16 protein-coding genes are annotated in these 18765 nt (G+C 37.3%); 7 read left to right on the top strand and 9 right to left on the bottom strand.

Translation table 11 applies throughout. From position 1 onward, the window contains the following. Window positions 1–23 precede the first annotated feature (23 nt). The 5 genes from ACKC4Y_RS02655 to ACKC4Y_RS02635 form a co-directional block, all read right to left on the bottom strand. Window positions 24–1403, bottom strand: a complete 1380-nt coding sequence (locus ACKC4Y_RS02655) for a class II 3-deoxy-7-phosphoheptulonate synthase (RefSeq protein WP_409361857.1) — start codon at window positions 1401–1403, stop codon at window positions 24–26. A 72-nt stretch (window positions 1404–1475) separates the two neighbouring features. Beyond that, entirely contained in the window at window positions 1476–2861 is a 1386-nt protein-coding gene (gene gor, locus ACKC4Y_RS02650; protein ID WP_409361856.1) for a glutathione-disulfide reductase, read from the bottom strand. A 200-nt stretch (window positions 2862–3061) separates the two neighbouring features. Next, window positions 3062–3619, bottom strand: coding sequence for a DUF2059 domain-containing protein (locus ACKC4Y_RS02645; RefSeq protein WP_409361855.1), 558 nt, complete (start codon window positions 3617–3619; stop codon window positions 3062–3064). Between the two features lie 107 nt (window positions 3620–3726). After that, window positions 3727–4431 carry a ribose-5-phosphate isomerase RpiA gene (gene rpiA / locus ACKC4Y_RS02640; RefSeq protein ID WP_409361854.1) on the bottom strand — a complete coding sequence of 235 codons (705 nt, stop codon included), beginning with the start codon at window positions 4429–4431 and terminating at the stop codon, window positions 3727–3729. 353 nt (window positions 4432–4784) lie between these two features. Next, window positions 4785–7082, bottom strand: a complete 2298-nt coding sequence (locus ACKC4Y_RS02635; RefSeq protein WP_409361853.1) for a ComEC/Rec2 family competence protein — start codon at window positions 7080–7082, stop codon at window positions 4785–4787. 116 nt (window positions 7083–7198) lie between these two features. On the opposite strand from ACKC4Y_RS02635, the gene gltX reads away from it, so the two are divergent. The 7 genes from gltX to ACKC4Y_RS02600 all read left to right on the top strand — a co-directional run bounded on the left by gltX (window position 7199) and on the right by ACKC4Y_RS02600 (window position 15366). Further along, the gene (gene gltX / locus ACKC4Y_RS02630) at window positions 7199–8629 is read left to right on the top strand and encodes a glutamate--tRNA ligase (RefSeq protein WP_409361852.1); all 1431 of its coding nucleotides are present in this window, start codon (window positions 7199–7201) and stop codon (window positions 8627–8629) included. A gap of 249 nt (window positions 8630–8878) precedes the next feature. Then, window positions 8879–10174, top strand: coding sequence for a citrate synthase (gene gltA, locus ACKC4Y_RS02625; RefSeq protein WP_409361851.1), 1296 nt, complete (start codon window positions 8879–8881; stop codon window positions 10172–10174). An 894-nt stretch (window positions 10175–11068) separates the two neighbouring features. Continuing rightward, window positions 11069–11821, top strand: coding sequence for a transporter substrate-binding domain-containing protein (locus tag ACKC4Y_RS02620; protein ID WP_409361850.1), 753 nt, complete (start codon window positions 11069–11071; stop codon window positions 11819–11821). A gap of 437 nt (window positions 11822–12258) precedes the next feature. Further along, entirely contained in the window at window positions 12259–13011 is a 753-nt protein-coding gene (locus tag ACKC4Y_RS02615) for a transporter substrate-binding domain-containing protein (protein ID WP_409361849.1), read from the top strand. A gap of 77 nt (window positions 13012–13088) precedes the next feature. After that, complete coding sequence (locus tag ACKC4Y_RS02610) at window positions 13089–13808, top strand: ABC transporter permease (protein ID WP_409361848.1); 720 nt, start codon at window positions 13089–13091, stop codon at window positions 13806–13808. Further along, a complete protein-coding gene (locus ACKC4Y_RS02605; RefSeq protein WP_409361847.1) occupies window positions 13808–14515 on the top strand; it encodes an ABC transporter permease in 708 nt (235 codons plus the stop codon). The genes ACKC4Y_RS02610 and ACKC4Y_RS02605 overlap by 1 nt, the downstream gene beginning before the upstream one ends. Window positions 14516–14592: 77 nt before the next feature. Then, on the top strand, window positions 14593–15366 hold the full coding sequence (locus ACKC4Y_RS02600; protein WP_409361846.1) for an amino acid ABC transporter ATP-binding protein: 774 nt from the start codon (window positions 14593–14595) through the stop codon (window positions 15364–15366). A gap of 3 nt (window positions 15367–15369) precedes the next feature. Here the strand turns inward: ACKC4Y_RS02600 and lpxB are convergent, their stop codons facing one another. The 4 genes from lpxB to fabZ are packed head-to-tail and all read right to left on the bottom strand — an operon-like array spanning window position 15370 to window position 18764. Continuing rightward, window positions 15370–16581 (bottom strand): lipid-A-disaccharide synthase, encoded by a 1212-nt coding sequence (lpxB, locus tag ACKC4Y_RS02595; protein WP_409361845.1) that lies wholly within the window; start codon window positions 16579–16581, stop codon window positions 15370–15372. Next, window positions 16574–17446, bottom strand: a complete 873-nt coding sequence (locus ACKC4Y_RS02590; RefSeq protein ID WP_409361844.1) for an LpxI family protein — start codon at window positions 17444–17446, stop codon at window positions 16574–16576. The genes lpxB and ACKC4Y_RS02590 overlap by 8 nt, the downstream gene beginning before the upstream one ends. A gap of 2 nt (window positions 17447–17448) precedes the next feature. Continuing rightward, window positions 17449–18273, bottom strand: coding sequence for an acyl-ACP--UDP-N-acetylglucosamine O-acyltransferase (gene lpxA / locus ACKC4Y_RS02585; RefSeq protein WP_409361843.1), 825 nt, complete (start codon window positions 18271–18273; stop codon window positions 17449–17451). Between the two features lie 23 nt (window positions 18274–18296). After that, a complete protein-coding gene (gene fabZ, locus ACKC4Y_RS02580; protein WP_409361842.1) occupies window positions 18297–18764 on the bottom strand; it encodes a 3-hydroxyacyl-ACP dehydratase FabZ in 468 nt (155 codons plus the stop codon). Between the last annotated feature and the right edge of the window lies 1 nt (window position 18765).

The following is an 18765-nucleotide window of genomic DNA, read 5'->3' as shown; positions in this document are numbered from 1 at the left end:
AAAAATGTTATGTCATTTTTTGTCTAACCATTCGCAGCAAGTGCTAATGAATCAGTATCACGATTTTTTTTAAGGAGTTCAGCAACAAGAAAAGCTAATTCCAAAGCCTGATCTGCATTTAATCGTGGATCACATTGCGTATGATAGCGATCAGACAAATCTTCTACAGAAATAGCATGTGCACCACCTGTACATTCTGTTACATTACGACCAGTCATTTCAATGTGAATGCCCCCTGGATAAGTTCCTTCCCCACGATGCACTGAAAAAAAGTTTTCTACTTCTTTTAAAACATAATCAAAGGGGCGAGTCTTATAGCCATTTACAGTGACTGTATTGCCATGCATTGGATCACACGACCATATAACTTTACGTTTTTCTCGCTCAACTGCACGGATCAATTTAGGAAGATAATTTTCAACTTTATCATACCCAAAACGCGTAATGAGAGTCAGTCGCCCCATCTCGTTTTCAGGATTCAAAATATCAATTAACCTCAAAAGCTCATCAGGTTCAATGGAAGGACCACATTTCAACCCAATCGGATTTTTAATACCGCGACAATATTCAACGTGAGCATGATCAATCTGACGTGTACGATCACCAATCCATAACATATGACCAGATGTTGCATACCAATCTCCAGAAGTCGAATCAATTCGTGTTAAAGCTTCTTCATAACCAAGCAAAAGTGCTTCATGACTGGTATAAAAAGATGTTTCACGTAATGAAGAATTTGTTTTGGAGGTAATTCCTATGGAACGCATAAAATCAATCGCTTCAGAAATACGTTCTGCTAATAGCTCATAACGCTCACCCTGTGGGCTGTTAGAAACGAAACTCAACATCCATGCATGAACATTTTCTAAATTAGCATACCCTCCTTGTGAAAAAGCACGCAACAGATTAAGCGTTGCTGCAGATTGGCGATAAGCCATAGACATTCGTTGCGGATCAGGAATACGATAATCTGCTCCAAACTCAATGCCATTAATAATATCCCCCCGATAAGAAGGAAGTTCAATTCCTCCTTTTTTTTCCATATCACTCGAGCGTGGCTTTGCAAACTGACCAGCAATACGGCCAATTTTAACAACTGGCTTAAAACTTCCAAAAGTTAAAACAATTGCCATTTGCAAAAATACACGAAAAAAATCACGGATATTATCAGCTTCATGTTCTGCAAAGCTTTCTGCACAATCTCCACCTTGTAATAAAAAAGCTTGTCCTTTTGCAACTGCTGCTAATTCATTTTTCAAATCCCGCGCTTCACCTGCAAAAACCAAAGGAGGATAACTGCGCAACTTTCGTTCAACATCTGCTAACATAGATTTATCCGGATAAGTCGGAACTTGTTTAATTGGCTTTGCTCTCCAAGAGCTAGGCGTCCATTCTTTTATCATTACACTCTCTCCAGAGCTTAAAAGCCCACAGCTTGTCGTATCAAAAGCTTTGCCGCTTACAATAATTACTGTTCAAATTTCTACTTTTTTTCCATTTTCATAGACATAACTTGGTTTATACATCGTTACCAGTTCTTCTGCCATTGTTGGATGCACGGCCATGGTTTCATCAAAGATATCTTTCGTCAGCTTTCCTTTGAGAGCTATCCCAATAAGCTGTGCCATCTCACCAGCGTTTTCTCCCAAAATATGAGCTCCTACAACGATACGACTTTCACCATCAACAATGAGCTTCATAAACATTTTCTCTGAACTCCCAGAAAGAACATTGCGCATAGGACGGAAAACTGAACGATAAATTTCAAGACGTTTATAATGGTGTACCGCATCTTCTTCTGAAAGACCAACTGTTCCAATCTCTGGCTGAGAAAAAACTGCCGTCGTAATTAAATCATAATCAGGTGTCGTGGGAATATTCTCAAAAGCAGTCTTCACGAAACACATTGCATCATGAATCGCAACAGGTGTTAATTGAATATGACCTGTTACATCACCAACAGCCCAAATGTGGGGTATATTTGTTGTCATTCTTTCATCAACAACAACTGCACCAAATTCATCCACTTGAACACCTGCCCGCTCGAGTCTTAAACCTGTTGTATTTGGCACACGCCCCGTAGCCAACATAATCTGATCGGCACTGATCGTTTGCCCATTTGATAAAACAGCACCATAACAATTCCCTCTCGCTTGTACTTCGGAAACTGTCACCCCATAAATAATCGAAATCCCTTTTTCAATCATTGCATCATTAAGCAACTGTCGCAAATCATAGTCAAAGTTACGAAGGATTAAATCACTACGATGGAGCAGCGTTGTTTTTACCCCCAATTCATGAAAAATATTAGCAAATTCAACACCAATATACCCGCCACCAACAATGACTATTGACTTTGGAAGTTCTTCAAGATCAAAAATTTCATTAGAAGTAAGACAAAAATCACTGCCTTTTATCGCAGTGTTTGGTGCAATTTTTGCCCCCGTCGCGATCAAAATCTTTTCTGCCCTTACCCGCTCACCTGTTGCAGAGAGCTCTAATGTATGATCATCCACAAAGACCGCACGACTTTCATAAATATGAACATTATTATCTTGCAAGCCCTTGCGATAAATCCCTTCTAATCTTGATATTTCTTTATTTTTAGCCGCAACCAATTTTTCCCAGCTAAAAATTGGATCAGCATATTTCCATCCAAAACCAATGCTTTTCCTGAACTCTCGTGCATATTGTGACGCATAAACATACAATTTCTTGGGAACACAACCGCGAATAACACAAGTTCCCCCTATACGATACTCTTCTGCTATAGCAACACGCTTACCAAGTCCTCCAGCAAGGCGTGCTGCACGCACTCCACCAGAACCACTTCCAATAACGAATAAATCAAAAGATCCCATAAACTATCCCTTCTTACGCGTCTATAACAAAAGACTCTTATTATTTATTACCAAATAAAGGCTCTTTTTATTTTAAATTATCATTTTGTTATATAAGGCAATATCCTGAAAAATACCTATTTTTATTAAAAACGGCGGAAAAACCGCCATTTAAAAAAATAAAAAAGAAACCCTTCATTATTGTAATGATATCAAGCAAGCTATTTGGATTTTTTTGAAGAACCAGATTTCGTAGGCGTAATGGAATGTTCCAAATTAAGTGTTTCAGACATCTCTTTTTTCACATTTTTTATAAGATCCTGCATAATAGTAGAACGCCATGCATCAAATGTAGAATAAGCATCACGCGCAATACTTGGAACTTCTGTCAAAAACTTTCTACCCGTATCGGAACTATAAAATGTCGTGATTGCATCAAGCTCTTCCTGAGTGAAATATTTTGCATATACCTGAGCAATTTCTTTTTCTAAATCAGCTCGTCGTTTAGCCAAAGCAAGTGCTTGCTTATCAACAATCTCAGAAATAGTCGTTGCTAAATTTGGATCGTCACCTATCAGTTCATTTTTGAGATCACGTGCCGCAGTTGGTAAAAAACTATCAAATTGATCCGTTGCATGAATGGCACTGATAGCCTTTCTCGCTGAATTTAAATGCTGATCGCTCACACCCTGTGCATGAACGCTTCCAATATTCAAAACCAAAACGGCAACCGCACCAAAACATACTATAACGCGCTGAAAAGAAAATATTTTTTTCATTTAATGATTACCCCGATAATTAATTACGATTCAAATTTGTTATTCTACCCAAAACGTTCCACGGCCCCTTTTATTGTTCTAACATAGTGACATGTAAACTGTCTTCTCTAAAAATCAAACGGTTCTAAAACTTTTATTTGACCATCTGCCATCGCTACAACGGCACGCGAAGCCAATCCCAAAAAAAGACCATGCTCGATAACACCAGGAATTGCAAGAAGTGCCTCCGATAATAATTTTGGCTGCAAAATACGCCCCAAAGATGCATCAAGAATGAAGTGACCACCATCTGTTTCAAAAGGATTGTCCCCATTCATTCGGAGTGTAATTTCTCCAGAAAGCCCTAGATCCTCAGCTGCTTTTTCAATGGCTCTGTATGTAGCATTCATACCAAACGGATTGACTTCAATTGGCAACGCAAAAGCACCAAGCGTTTTCACTATCTTTGTTTCATCAGCGATAACAAGCATTTTACGAGATGCAGTCGCTACAATTTTTTCACGCAACAACGCTCCACCGCCCCCTTTAATAAGAGTCATCTCTGGGCCAATTTCATCGGCCCCATCAATATCAAGATCAAGTTCAGGCATTTGTTCTAAAGTAGCAACAGGTACTCCAAATTTACGACAGAGCTGCTCAGAATACAGTGAAGTAGCAACACCCGTCACACGCAAACCATCCGCGACGCGCTCACCAAGAAGGCGAATAAACTCATTTGCTGTAGAACCTGTTCCTATACCAAGCCGCATATCATTTTGAACAAACTCAAGTGCTTTAGCAGCCGCCATTTTTTTTAACTGCTGAACATCCATGAATCATTTTACCCTTTTACCAATTAACGATATTTCATAACAAATTGTAACAAAAAGTAGCCCGTTGCCTCAACTTGCCATAAATTTATTCATCACCTTTTGCTAAAGAAATATTTATTAAACTATAATGATAAAATAGCATAATTAATAATTTTCGCTCTTTATAAAACTTATTTATATATTCCATACTCAATCTGCAAAATTACAAATTACTCAGACATCAAAAAAACATCTCTTTTTTGAAAAATTTTAACAATTGGTTACTTCTGATAAAATTGATACCTTCACAGCATTATGAAGAAATGAAGTATAATCAAAAAATATTCCTATCGTTTCCTATTTTTTTGCGTCTATCATGAGGATAGTTCTAATAATTTATGCATTTTTTGTAAATATTTCCTGTGTATATTCCATGGTCTATAGGCTCCCATAGAAGACCAAATGATATCTCCGCTTTTGGTTATCATGACACTCCCTCGTGATAACAATTGTTGAGGCGTAAATATTATTTGTGTCTTCTTTGTGCATGTGTAATCATTCATTACAAATGTCTTAATTACGACATCTGCCTCTACGCATTGATCTGTTTTTTCATGCAAAACAATGACTCTTAATCCATTTTTTAATAAGGATGCACAAACATAATCACCACAAACGAACTGCCCACTAAACGGAGGCCCGTATTTTGTTGGCTTGATCGTCTCATGCACACGAAATGATTTTTCCCATATAGATGTCGTAAACTGAGAGATATGATAACGATCAATATAGAGTTTTTTCTCATCGATGACGCCCACAAGACTCATACTATCTGCTATAATGAGCTGTACTGGAGAGTGCACCAAACAAACATAGATACCAACTAAAATAAATAGACTAAAAAAGAATCTGATGGATGTTTTGCAAAAAGTCAGCCCAACCAAGCCTACACTAAATAAAATCAATGCGGATAACGGCATAAATCCAGGATTCAGATCAGGAGAAATGTCCTTTATAGCGTGAGCAATTTTTGTGACAAGATCAATACCAAAACCCATAATTTGTAGAGGGTACCATTCAAAACCCAAAAGCATTGCAAATACCGCTATTAATCCAAAGGGTATGATGAGTATTGATATAACAGGCAAAGCTAAAGCATTACTGAGAATACTAAGAAATGCAATATTGGAAAAATGATAAGCAGCGTAGACTCCACTCGAAGCACCTGCTACAAAGGAAGATGCACATGTTGAAACCACCGATAAGAAGGCTAGGTGGATCACTCTACCTCCAACATAAAATGGTGTTGTTTTTTTTATACGAGAAGATAACCTCCCACTCCACCAATCAAAAAACGCAATCAAAGCTGCTGTTGCAGAAAAAGACATTTGAAAGCTGGGCCCTAATATTTCATGCGGCTTAACAGCCAAAGTTATCAAACCCGCAATAGCAAAATTACGCATTGTTATAGCGGAACGATTACATAATACAGCAACCAACATAACAGCAATCATCACAAAACTTCTTTGTGCTGATACAGCCATACCAGACAGTAACAAATAAAAAGCTGTCATCATTAATGCAACAATAGCTGCAAATTTTTTAGCGGAATAATAGGATGAAAAAACTGGGAAAAGTGCTAAAAAACTACGAATGCTCACAAGAACTATGCCACTCAACAAAGCCATATGCAGACCTGATATTGATAAAATATGCGCTAATCCAGCCGTACGCAATGCTTCATTTGTGTCATTTGAAATACCACCCCGCTGTCCCGTTATAAGAGCGGCCGCAACACTGCCCTTTTCTCGGTCAATTGCCATACGGATTTTTTGTGTCATGTTTGTCCGTAAATTTTCAATTTTCTGTAGAACACTACCTAATATTGTATCATTCCGCGGAACGAATACCCGGATTGGTTTTCCCAAGTAAATTCCCTGAGCACCAATTCTTTTAAAATAATTATGAAAACTAAAATCGTAACCTCCTGGCCGTACAGGCCCAGATAATGCACGAATCTTGACCATCCCACGTAGCCCATCGCCGATTACTAATCCATATGGCAAATGCCTTGCCGATAAACGGACACGATTAGGCCCATGACGTAATGTTGGCTTTTCTGTCCTCAAAATATCCAGAACTAAACGAAATCCCCCTCTTTGCATTGCTTCAATAGAAACAATTCTTCCCGTTAATGTTGTAACAACATCACCACTTAGCATTGGTGTAGATATACGCCACGTTTCTATTTTTGCAGCCAAAGCGCCCAACACAATACAAAACAGAAATCCCGCGGCAATCCATATTCTCGGATAAAAACGCAAAATGTAGAGCATTCCAAGAAAGATACTCATTAACACACCAAATTGCCCCCAACTTGGCTCTTGCTCTAAACTAAAATAAAAAATGATACCTGTGGAAAAAAAGACCAAAATCAATGAAAAAAGAATTCCAAAAGAGATTTCTTTGTTTATACAATCTACAAACCACTGCCAGAAAAAAGTTATTGCTTCTTTTAAAGGTGTAAATAAAAAAATCTTTTGTTGGTTAGAGCTGTTGCTATTTGCATCATGAAGGAAAGGAAAAGCATCTTTCCATAGAAGAATCAATTTTTTTCTTTTTGACACACCGCTTCTGGATAAAGTACTCTTAGCTTTATTTTGATTAAACATCTGCAAATCCCCCACTTTAACTTGCAATGCTGCTATTGCACACCCTATCACCTATGCTAACATAATCTTTCCATAAAGTTCTATAAATAACATCTTAATTTTAAAGGAAGATATCCGTGTCTGTTATTACCCGCTTTGCTCCCTCACCAACAGGCTTCCTTCATATCGGAGGTGCTCGTACTGCTCTCTTTAATTGGCTTTATGCAAAACATACCGGTGGAAAAATGCTTCTCCGTATTGAAGATACAGATCGAGAACGCTCAACAGAGGTAGCTGTAAAAGCTATTATAGACGGCTTGCACTGGATGGGGCTTAGCTACGACGACGTCCCTATTTCGCAATTCGAACGCGCAGAACGGCATCGCCAAGTTGCTGAACAATTGGTAAAAAACGGCAAAGCTTACTATTGCTATGCCTCACCTGAAGAATTGGCTGAAATGCGCGAAAATGCTCGTGCAGAAGGTCGTCCACCACGTTATGATGGACGTTGGCGCAACCGTGATATTTCTGAAGCTCCTAAAGGTATCACACCTGTTATTCGTATCAAAGCTCCACAAGATGGAGAAACAATTGTGCATGACCGAGTCCAAGGTGACGTTCGCTTCCCTAATAAAGATCTGGATGATTTTATTATTTTGCGCTCTGACGGCTCGCCTACCTACATGCATGCTGTTGTCGTTGATGATCATGATATGGGTGTAACACATATCATACGCGGTGATGATCATCTTACAAATGCAGCTCGCCAAACAATTATCTTCAATGCAATGGGGTGGGATATCCCTGTTATGGCGCATATTCCACTTATTCATGGTGAAAACGGTGCAAAACTCTCAAAACGTCATGGCGCATTAGGTGTTGATGCCTATCGAACAATGGGCTACCTTCCTGCTGCTTTGCGCAATTACCTCGTTCGTCTAGGTTGGAGTCATGGTGATGACGAATTGATTTCAATCGAAGATATGATTTCTTGGTTTGATATTGATGATATCAATAAAGGAGCGGCTCGTTTTGATTTCAAAAAGCTCGATGCCATCAATGGACACTATATACGTATGAGCTCAGATCAAGACCTTTTTGATGCTGCTCTTAACATTTTGCCAGAAATTGAAGGTGGATTGGAAATAATGAAAAGACTTGATCAACAACGCCGTGATCAATTTTTTAAAGCTATACCATATTTAAAAGAACGTTCTAAAACACTGTGCGAACTCATTGACAATGCTTCCTTCATTTTTGCGCAACGGCCGTTATTTCTTGATGAAAGAGCACAAGCACTCTTAACTTCAAATGGTCAAGCCCTCTTAGAAGGTATCTATATTGCTCTGAAAGCATGCCCCTCTTGGGATACAGAAACGCTAGACAAAGCTCTTCGATCTTATGCACAAACACAGGATCTCAAATTAGGAGCTGTTGCCCAACCACTTCGAGCAGCTCTCACAGGACGCGCAACATCACCAGGAGTTTTCGATGTTCTGGTTTTATTAGGACGCGACGAATCTCTCAACCGTATCAATGACCAACTTGTTACAACGGCATGTACATAACTTACCAGCCCAATGAGCATTTACGTACAAATGCCTCCATGAAATACTGAAAATTCTCTCTTTTCCTAAATCGTTGGAATATACATTTGCTAAAATTGCAAATAAAAATATTTTTTAGATTGCGTGAGCTAACTTTTAGGGTAAATCTACCTTTCAATAAAGGTAGGAGAAGTTTCAATTATATATCTCCAACTCTGGCGATAGCGAAATCTTGATTTTTAGGAGCGAGAGATCTGAAAGGAATATCCAATGTCTGAGAATACAGCACACATTATAATAAATGATAAAAAAATAGAATTTCCAATGCGTAAAGGTACCCTTGGTCCTGATGTCATTGAGATTGCTTCTCTCTACAAACAAACCGAAACCTTTACTTATGATCCTGGCTTTACCTCAACTGCTTCTTGTGAATCAAAAATCACTTATATTGATGGGAATAATGGAATATTGCTTTATCGCGGTTATCCTATCGACCAACTAGCTGAAAAAGGAGACTTTCTCGAAAGCTGCTACCTTTTACTTTATGGTGAACTTCCAACAAAACAAGAAAAAAATGACTTTGACCGTTGTATTATGCAGCACACAATGGTGCACGAGCAATTTGCACGATTCTTTCACGGATTTCGTCGCGACTCGCATCCTATGGCTGTCATGGTTGCATGCCTTGGAGCTATGTCTGCATTCTATCACGACTCTATTGATATTACAGATCCTCAACAGAGAATGATTGCTTCTGTTCGCCTCATCTCAAAGGTTCCAACTCTTGCTGCTATGGCCTATAAATACAGTATCGGACAAGCTTTTGTTTATCCGCGTAATGATCTTAGTTACGCTGCAAATTTCCTCCGTATGTGCTTTTCTGTTCCTTGTGAAGAATACAAAAACAATCCTGTGCTCACTCGAGCAATGGATCGAATCTTTATCCTTCATGCAGATCATGAACAAAACGCTTCTACATCCACTGTACGCCTTGCAGGATCATCAGGTGCTAATCCGTTTGCATGTATTGCTGCAGGTGTTGCTTGCCTTTGGGGACCAGCGCATGGTGGAGCCAATGAAGCCTGCCTAAAGATGCTACAAGAAATAGGCTCCGTTAAGAGAATTCCTGAATTCATTGCACGTGCAAAAGATAAAAACGATCCTTTCCGCCTGATGGGATTTGGTCACCGAGTCTATAAAAATTATGATCCACGTGCAAAAATTATGCAAAAAACCTGCCATGAGGTTTTAAAAGAACTGAAAATTCAAGATGATCCGCTTCTTGACATCGCTATAGAACTTGAGAAAATCGCCTTAAATGATGAGTATTTTGTTGAGAAAAAACTTTATCCGAATGTTGATTTCTATTCTGGTATTACATTAAAAGCCTTAGGCTTTCCAACCGAAATGTTTACTGTTCTTTTTGCATTAGCGCGTAGTGTCGGTTGGGTTGCACAGTGGAAAGAAATGATTGAGGATCCTGCACAAAAGATTGGTCGTCCTCGTCAACTCTATACAGGTTATGCCATGCGTGAATATGTCCCTATAGATAAACGTATGAATTAACAAAATAACTAAATCAATAAAGCTCCGATTTACTGGAGCTTTATTGTAGATAATCAAATGCTACAATCTGAAAGTGTCTTTACAAACCTTGATTTTGAAATTCTTTTTGCAGATATAGTACCATCATAGGAATGGTGCAGAAAATTTTCTGATGACTGTTGTTCAATAAATCAATAAAATTCACAATGCTTTTTTAGGTCAGAAAAATATTGATAAAAAAGAGATAAAAAATTTCAACTTATGCTTCTCGTTCTGCTTAATTAGGCGTATTCTCCATCATCCTATGAAAAATTTAGCAGCATTATCGCGTGTTAAACTCCAAAACATGAGAAATTTTGCTTTCTGCCTTTAAAAACAGTACTGTAAAAGAATTACCAAAATACTCTTTATAACTATACGCCAAACACTGCTTACTGCTTTTCAGAAAATTGGTAAAAAAATGAGATACGCTCTTACAACCTTCTTACGCAAAATGATATTTTACAAAAGAAGTGCCACAAGAAGTACCATTGTGTAACTAGCATCCCCTCAAAAATTCTTCTTAAACTTATCTTTTAATAATGCGCTTTTTCACAAGAAAAACATTCATTCTTCTCAAAAAATAAATTCCCATGTATCTCTCGAGGTATTTAAGCGTTTTATAATACCAGTGATGACAATCACATTTTACTTTTTTCCTAATGTCTAAAATTTCTTTATGCTTAAATTGAATAATTTTTCTTCAAAGCTAAATTCCGCATTTTAAAAATAAATAAATTTTTTTGATAATAATACTCATTATGATGAGTGTAAAATGGAACACTCATAAATTTTTGAATTGCTCCAAAAGCGCTTACAGATTATAAAAAATTACGACGATCTCATATTTTCCTGCTTATCCAATAGGAGAACAGAATGAAATTATTAAAAATAGTTCTTATAATAAGCGCAACACTGTTCATCCAATCTACCAATGCTCAAACGCTGAAAATTGCGAGTGATGCCTCCTACCCTCCATTTAGTTACATTGATTCAAATAATGAATTGCAAGGTTTTGATATTGATATCTCTTATGCACTTTGTAAAAAAATGAATGTCGAATGTACTCTTATCACTCAAAACTTTGAAGGGATGATTCCCGGTCTTCTTGCAAAAAAATACGATGCTATCATCTCTTCCCTTGCTCCTACACAAGAGCGCTTACAAAAAATTGACTTCACGGATCCCTACTATAACACAGCGTTAGCTGTAATTGTTACCAAAGATTCAGAAATTACAGAAATCTCAGCTGAAGCCTTTAAAGGTAAAAATCTCGGTGTGCAATCAAATACAACACAAGCCGCGTATGCTGAAGATCATTATGCCTCTGAAGAGGTGAATATTAAACTCTATCCTACAATAATAGAAGTGAATCGTGATCTTTTAAGCCGTCGGCTTGATGTCGTTATCGCTGATAAACTGCAAGCATTAAACTGGCTCCAAAATGAAGGAAAAGATTGCTGCCAACTTCTAGGAACTCTGGAAGAAACAAATTTTCCTATTGCAATTGCACTGCGTCAAAATAATAATGAACTTAAAAATAAATTCAATGAAGCAATAAAAGAAATCCGTTTGGATGGAACTTATGAAAAAATTATGAAAAAATATTTTACATCCGATATTTATTAATTATCAATTGGACTAAAACTAAACAAACTGTTTATTCCTAAAAACATTCAATTTTAAAAAGATTAATTCTTGTATGTTCTTCGATATCTAAGCTTTTTATAATATCAATGATGATAACAATAATTTATTTTTATCTTCCTGATATCTAAAGGCTTCTTCATTCTTCAATTGAATATTCTTTTTTCAAAGCTAAACCCTTATCTCTTGTGAATGAAATGGCAAAGATAAATTATCTCATGAAAAGCAATCTGTAATATGATCAATGAGAAAGCTATTCCTTCTCTACGTTTATCATAATTATATTAATAAAAAGATGTTCATCGTTATGGTATCAAAATAAACATTCATAAATTTTTGCATTGCTCCCCAAAGAGCTTACAGATTATAAAAATTTATGAAAATCTCTTATTATCCCGCTTATCCAACAGGAGAACAGAATGAAATTATTAGCAGCAGCTCTTATAATAAGCGCGACACTGTTCAGCCAATCTGTCAATGCTCAAACGCTGAAAATTGCGAGTGAAGGTTCCTATCCTCCATTTAGTTACATTGATTCAAATAACAAACTTCAAGGTTTTGATATTGATATATCTCATGCACTTTGTGAAAAAATGAAAGTCGAATGCATTATTAATACTCAAGACTTTGAGGGAATGATTCCCGGCCTTCTTGCAAAAAAATACGATGCTATCATCGCTTCCCTTGCTCTTACAAAAGAGCGCTTACAAAAAATCGACTTCACCGATCCCTATTATAACACAGCGTTGGCTGTAATTGTTACCAAAGATTCAAAAATTACAGAGATCTCAGCTGAAGCCTTTAAAGGTAAAAACCTTGGTGTGCAATCAAATACAACACAAGCTGCGTATGCAGAAGATCATTATGCCTCTGAAGAAGTGAATATCAAACTCTATCCTACAACAATAGAAGTGAATCGTGATCTTTTAAGCCGTCGGCTTGATGTCGTTATCGTTGATAAACTGCAAGCATTAAACTGGCTCAAAAATGAAGGAAAAGATTGCTGCCAACTTCTAGGAACTCTGGAAAAAACAAATTCTCCTATTGCAATTGCACTACGTCAAAATAATAATGATCTTAAAAATAAATTCAATGAAGCAATAAAAGAAATCCATTTGGATGGAACTTATGAAAAAATTATGAAAAAATATTTTACATCCGATATTTATTAAATATCACTCTGAACTAAAATTAAACAAACTGTTTATTTCTAAAAAACACTATTTAACTCTTTGTGAGGAGCGTAGGAATGATTGAAAATTTAGCATTGCTATCATTTAGCAATGGTGGGTGGGGTGTGGTTATACTTTCCAGTGCGGGTATGACATTGTCATTGGCTTTATGCTGTGGACTCTTAGGACTTCCTCTAGGTCTTCTAAGTGCAGTAATGATTCGTTCCAATATTAAAATCGCTAAAGTTGTCGCAACCCTCTTTTCATCGGTATTCCGCAGCTTGCCAGAGCTTTTAACCTTATTTTTAGTTTACTATGGCTTGCAAAATATTATTCAAATTGTTCTTGATTATTTCAATATTGAAATAATGTTCAGCATCAACGCTTTTGTCGCCGGGGTTCTTGCACTCAGTATGGTTCTTGCAGCCTTTTCTTGTGAAGTTTGGCTTGGAGCATTCAACATCTTTGATAAAGGACAATATGAGGCAGCTAAAGCTCTAGGACTTTCAAACTCAACCACGTTTTTTCGTATTGTCTTTCCTCAGCTCATCCGAAATGCCTTGCCAGGACTTTCTAATAATTGGCTTACTTTACTAAAAGATACATCTCTCGTGTCAACCATTTCGCTTGTTGATCTCATGCGACAAACAAATTTAGCAGTTGCAGCCACCGATAAACCGATGTTGTTTTATCTTGTGGCATGCTTACTCTATTTGTTATTTTCAGCGTTTTTTTCTGCAATCCTGCACACTCTGGAAATATACACGCAAGCAGGATATAGAAAGGTATCGAGCTGATGATTCCTGAGTGGCTTCATTTCCTTTTTAATCCTGCTCTTTTGAACCGTTATGGGCCCAAATTTATTGAGGGCTTTGTTATTACTGTTGAGCTTGTTTCTATTGCTTGTTCTATTGGTTTTTTTCTTGGTATGCTTATTACGTTTGCACGTTTATCAAATAATAAGTTTTTACAATATCTTGCAGAGATTTATGTCTATTTTTTCCGCGGATCTCCTTTATTAGCACAACTTTTCCTTTTTTATTATGGCCTTGGTTCAATGAACGACTTCTGGCAACAAGTTGGTTTGTGGTGGTTCTTTCAAAATGCGTGGTATTGTTGTCTTTTCATTTTTGCACTCAATTCTGCTGCCTATCAATCTGAAATCTTTAAAGGAAGTTTTCTATCTATAACAACTGGACAACGTGAAGCATCAAAAGCATTAGGATTGAGCAGTTCTGTAACATTTTTTAGAGTTATTCTTCCGCAAGCCATGGTCGTAGCATTACGCCCTTTAGGAAATGAAGTTATTTTAATGATTAAATCCAGTGCCATTGCCTCACTCATAACTGTTTATGATTTAATGGGAATTGCAAAACTAACTTACTCGCGTACATTCGATTTCCAAGTGTACATTTGGGCTGCTCTTATCTATCTTCTTATAGTTGAATCTATTCATCGTTTTATCGTTTTTATTGAACGCCGCCTAACCCGATATTTACGATAAATAAAGAGCACAAAAACCTCTACCAAATCAAAATGTTAAATTAATCAAGTTATTTATTAATGAAAGAATACAACAAAATGAATTTGGAAAATAATAAATCTGCTGATACCTCTAAAAATTCCGTGATTTCTATCCGGAATTTAAATAAATGGTATGGAGATTTTCAAGTACTCTACGATATTAGCTTCGAGGTTAAAACTGGTGAACGAATCGTTATCTGTGGCCCTTCCGGTTCAGGTAAATCGACTTTGATTCGTTGTATTAATCAATTAGAAAAAGCACAAAAAGGTTCAATCCACATTCATAATGTTGATATTCATACTGCTCCTCTATATCAGCAGAAAAGCGTTCTTCGTAAAATAGGAATGGTTTTTCAGCATTTTAATTTATTTCCTCATATGACTGTTATGCAAAATTGCATTTTAGCACCTATAACAGTCCAAGGACTTTCCAAACAACAAGCAAAAGAACGGGCAATTCGTTATCTTAGTGATGTTGGAATTGAACAATACTGTAACAAATACCCTTTACAACTCTCTGGCGGGCAACAACAGCGTGTTGCGATCGCCCGTGCACTTTGTATGGAGCCAGAAGTGATGCTGTTTGATGAACCTACGTCAGCTCTTGATCCAGAAAGTGTTGGAGAGGTTTTAGAAGTTATGGTTCAATTAGCAAATACAGGTATAACAATGCTCTGTGTTACCCATGAAATGGGTTTCGCACGTGAAGTCTCAGAAAGAATACTCTTTCTAGAAAACGGAAAGATTATTGAAGATACAGCATCTGATGATTTTTTTACCAATCCTAAAAGTCAACGTGCTTGTGATTTTCTTGCTAAAATTAAACATTAACCATCAAGATTGTTTTGTGGATACAATTTTAGCACTGCTCTTTAGAAGAGTCATAATTGTTTGCGCACCCAAAACTCCCGATGGTATTTCAATTTTCATTCTTTGTTCCATCATCTCAAAAGCGTCGAGCTGTGCCTGTCGTATTAAAGGATTATACAAAAGTTGTTCTATCTGCCTTGCTAACATGCCTGGGCGTAGAAATTCATCAAAATATTCTGGTACAATAGGCTTATCAGAAATAATATTGGGAAGAGCCGCACTCCATAACATTATTTTAGGGAAAATAAAGAATTTAGAAAAACGATCAAGTTTATAGCAAAGGACCATTGGAATTTTAGCTAATGCTAATTCGAGTGAAACCGTTCCAGATGCTGCAAGTGCCACATCCGCATCAGCAAAAGCACACCATTTTGCATCTTCACCAACAACAATCTCCACTTTGCTTTTCCAGCCTTGAACAAAATCACGAATTTTATCCGCTAAACGTGGTAAGGTTGGTAAAATAATACGTAAATGAGGAATACGTTGTACAAGAATTTCTATTGCTTCTCTAAAAATAGGCATCAAATAGCGGATTTCTAAATTGCGTGATCCTGGTAAGATAACTAATGTAGGCAATGATGTTTGTTTATCACACAAGTGTTTTTTTTCTGATTGGCGCTTTTTTTCTGATTGAACAGCCAAAAGTGGAGGATATGTTAAAAGACGATGTCCCACATAGGTAGTGGGAGGACCACCCAAATCTTGCATAATTTTTTCTTCAAAAGGAAAAACCGCTAAAACATGGTCAACAAATTTGCGCATAGCTTTAGCGCGCCCTGGACGCCATGCCCAAACGGTTGGTGCAACATATTTAATGATAGGAATAGAGGGCGCTAAAACACGTACCTTTTTTGCAACACGATGGGTAAAATCAGGACTATCAATAATAATGAGACAATCGGGTTGTTCTTGTGCGATGAATTTAGACAAATTACGAATATGCATCAGCAATGAAGGCAATTTTTTTAACACTGCACCTAAACCTATTAAAGCGATATCATTAGTATCAAAAATGCTTTTTAAACCTAACGCCTTTAAATGGCTTCCACCAACACCAATCAAATGAATGTTGCACCCTGTCTGTTGTGATAAACAAGAAATCAAATCTGCTCCAAGCAAATCACCAGATTCCTCCCCTGCAACAATAGCAATTTTTAAGAAACAATCATTCATGATTAAAATCTTCAAATGTTTCTATAAAAAGTGAATGTTTATTAGCTTCTTTTACTGTTTCTTTTACAGACAAGATCAAACTTCTATTCGCTTCCACAGCAACACCAGATAATCCACTCTTTGCAGAATTCATCATCGTCGTAGGTCCAATTGATGGCAAATCAACACGATGATCTTGTTGTGGTTTTGCACATTTTACAAGGACACCACCTTGAGGAGGAATTTGTTTTCTTTCTCTCATTTCACAAACCCGCCACAGCATATTATCAGTTCCCTCTGCTCCCTCAACCGCAACAACTCTCCCATTGATAGCCACAACTGCTTGCCCAATATCTAATTGGCCTAAAAGCTTTGCTACCTTTGCTGCTAAGAAAATATCTTTTTTTTCTTTTCGCGTAGCACGCCGCACTGTTAAATCAAATTTCATTGGAGCTAAAAGATCTGTTACTATCTCGTGAGCACCAACAACACGAAAACCATACGCTTCAATAATCCGTATAAAAGCTTTCAATAACGCATCATCCCCTTTTTTTAAAGCCCACAGTAATTTAGGTAAAGCTAAAAAGGTTGTTAAATCAGGACGCAATTGCGTAAAAAGCGGTCGCTTTCTTACACCACCCGCTAAAACGATATTACAAATAGAAGCTGCTTTTAAGATTTTAATGAGGCGTGCTAATTCTACAATTGATAACTCACAATGCTCATAACGATAAAGTACAGCATCTGCCTCCTCACGCAACAGTACGAGAAAAGGGTTCTGCCCATCCTTCTCAAGAGCCTGAGCAACGCTAATCGGTAGAACACCATTGCCTGCTATAATAGCAGTGCGGCCGGAAAGAAAAATTCTGGCACCAGAGACAGACATTTTTAATCCTTATTTTCTTTTAGTCTATCACCTTCAAATTTTGGTGTACAATAAAAACGCTTTCCTTCTTCCTTAATAAAATTAACTATGTCAAGAACAGATTGCGAAGTGGAATAGAAAGAAGAAACATCACTTACACGCTCTTTAAATGGTTTACTGCGATCAAAAAGCATAGCAACTGCACGGCGTAACGCATGAATATCTTTACGCTCAAGTCCCGCCCGCTTCATACCAATAATATTTAATCCAGCAAGTTTTGCCTGTACCCCAACAGCTGTTCCATAGGGAATGAGATCACCAACCAATGCCGAGACACCGCCAATAAATGCATGATGCCCAACACGAACAAATTGATGCACAGCAGCACCACCACCAATAATAACATAATCACCAACCGTAACATGGCCAGCTATCATCACGTTATTTGCGAATGTTACATGATTCCCTACATGGCAATCATGAGCGATATGCGCATAACAAAAAAATTGGCAATTATCACCAACAATCGTCATCCCTACACTCGAATCTGAGCCTCTATGCATTGTTACGCCTTCACGAATCGTGCAATTTTTACCAATCGAAAGAGTTGTATCTCCTCCCTTATGTTTATTATTTTGTGGATCTCCCCCCAAAACTGCATGTGAAAATACTTTACTATTGGCTCCTAACGTTGTCTTCCCCATTATCACAACATGACTCATCAAACTGCATCCATCACCAATAACAGCATCTGAACTAATATGACAAAACGGCCCAACTTGTACACTCTCACCAAGCTGCGCTCCCTTCTCCACAAGAGCAGTTGGATGGATTTTTGTACCGGACATTTTTAAATTCCCATCAATATCGTTTACTCTTCTTCGATAATCATCGCAGCAATTTCCGCTTCAGCGATGCGGACATCCTCTACTTTTGCAACACATGAAAAACGCCGCATACCAGACCTCTTTTTTAAGAGCTGCACATGTATCCTTAGCTGATCACCAGGGACAACCGGCTTACGGAATTTCGCATTATCAACAGTCATGAGATAAACCAAATTCGCTTTCTTATACTCTAAGCTTAAAAGTGAAACTGCTCCTGCAGTTTGCGCCATAGCTTCTAAAATTAAAACCCCAGGCATAACTGGTTTTGTAGGGAAATGTCCCATAAAATGCGGCTCATTAATTGTTACATTTTTAATACCAATGGCTTTTTGTTCTCCATCAATTTCAATGATACGATCAATCAATAAAAACGGATAACGATGCGGTAATATTGATAGTAATTTTTCAATATCTACAGACTCTAAACTTTTAGTTTCTTCTATGCTAATCATA

Source organism: Bartonella heixiaziensis (assembly GCF_046245125.2).
Classification (GTDB): Bacteria; Pseudomonadota; Alphaproteobacteria; order Rhizobiales; family Rhizobiaceae; genus Bartonella; species Bartonella heixiaziensis.
Note: the sequence above shows the minus strand (reverse complement) of the source record. Positions and strands in the feature narration are given on the sequence as shown.

What these genes read in the sequence shown, in the direction of transcription:
- ACKC4Y_RS02655 (WP_409361857.1), bottom strand. Translation starts at nt 1,403, where the DNA reads ATGATAAAAGAATGGACGCCTAGCTCTTGGAGAGCAAAGCCAATTAAA.
- gor (WP_409361856.1), bottom strand. Translation starts at nt 2,861, where the DNA reads ATGGGATCTTTTGATTTATTCGTTATTGGAAGTGGTTCTGGTGGAGTG.
- ACKC4Y_RS02645 (WP_409361855.1), bottom strand. Translation starts at nt 3,619, where the DNA reads ATGAAAAAAATATTTTCTTTTCAGCGCGTTATAGTATGTTTTGGTGCG.
- rpiA (WP_409361854.1), bottom strand. Translation starts at nt 4,431, where the DNA reads ATGGATGTTCAGCAGTTAAAAAAAATGGCGGCTGCTAAAGCACTTGAG.
- ACKC4Y_RS02635 (WP_409361853.1), bottom strand. Translation starts at nt 7,082, where the DNA reads ATGTTTAATCAAAATAAAGCTAAGAGTACTTTATCCAGAAGCGGTGTG.
- gltA (WP_409361851.1), top strand. Translation starts at nt 8,879, where the DNA reads ATGTCTGAGAATACAGCACACATTATAATAAATGATAAAAAAATAGAA.
- ACKC4Y_RS02620 (WP_409361850.1), top strand. Translation starts at nt 11,069, where the DNA reads ATGAAATTATTAAAAATAGTTCTTATAATAAGCGCAACACTGTTCATC.
- ACKC4Y_RS02615 (WP_409361849.1), top strand. Translation starts at nt 12,259, where the DNA reads ATGAAATTATTAGCAGCAGCTCTTATAATAAGCGCGACACTGTTCAGC.
- ACKC4Y_RS02610 (WP_409361848.1), top strand. Translation starts at nt 13,089, where the DNA reads ATGATTGAAAATTTAGCATTGCTATCATTTAGCAATGGTGGGTGGGGT.
- ACKC4Y_RS02605 (WP_409361847.1), top strand. Translation starts at nt 13,808, where the DNA reads ATGATTCCTGAGTGGCTTCATTTCCTTTTTAATCCTGCTCTTTTGAAC.
- ACKC4Y_RS02600 (WP_409361846.1), top strand. Translation starts at nt 14,593, where the DNA reads ATGAATTTGGAAAATAATAAATCTGCTGATACCTCTAAAAATTCCGTG.
- lpxB (WP_409361845.1), bottom strand. Translation starts at nt 16,581, where the DNA reads ATGAATGATTGTTTCTTAAAAATTGCTATTGTTGCAGGGGAGGAATCT.
- ACKC4Y_RS02590 (WP_409361844.1), bottom strand. Translation starts at nt 17,446, where the DNA reads ATGTCTGTCTCTGGTGCCAGAATTTTTCTTTCCGGCCGCACTGCTATT.
- lpxA (WP_409361843.1), bottom strand. Translation starts at nt 18,273, where the DNA reads ATGTCCGGTACAAAAATCCATCCAACTGCTCTTGTGGAGAAGGGAGCG.
- fabZ (WP_409361842.1), bottom strand. Translation starts at nt 18,764, where the DNA reads ATGATTAGCATAGAAGAAACTAAAAGTTTAGAGTCTGTAGATATTGAA.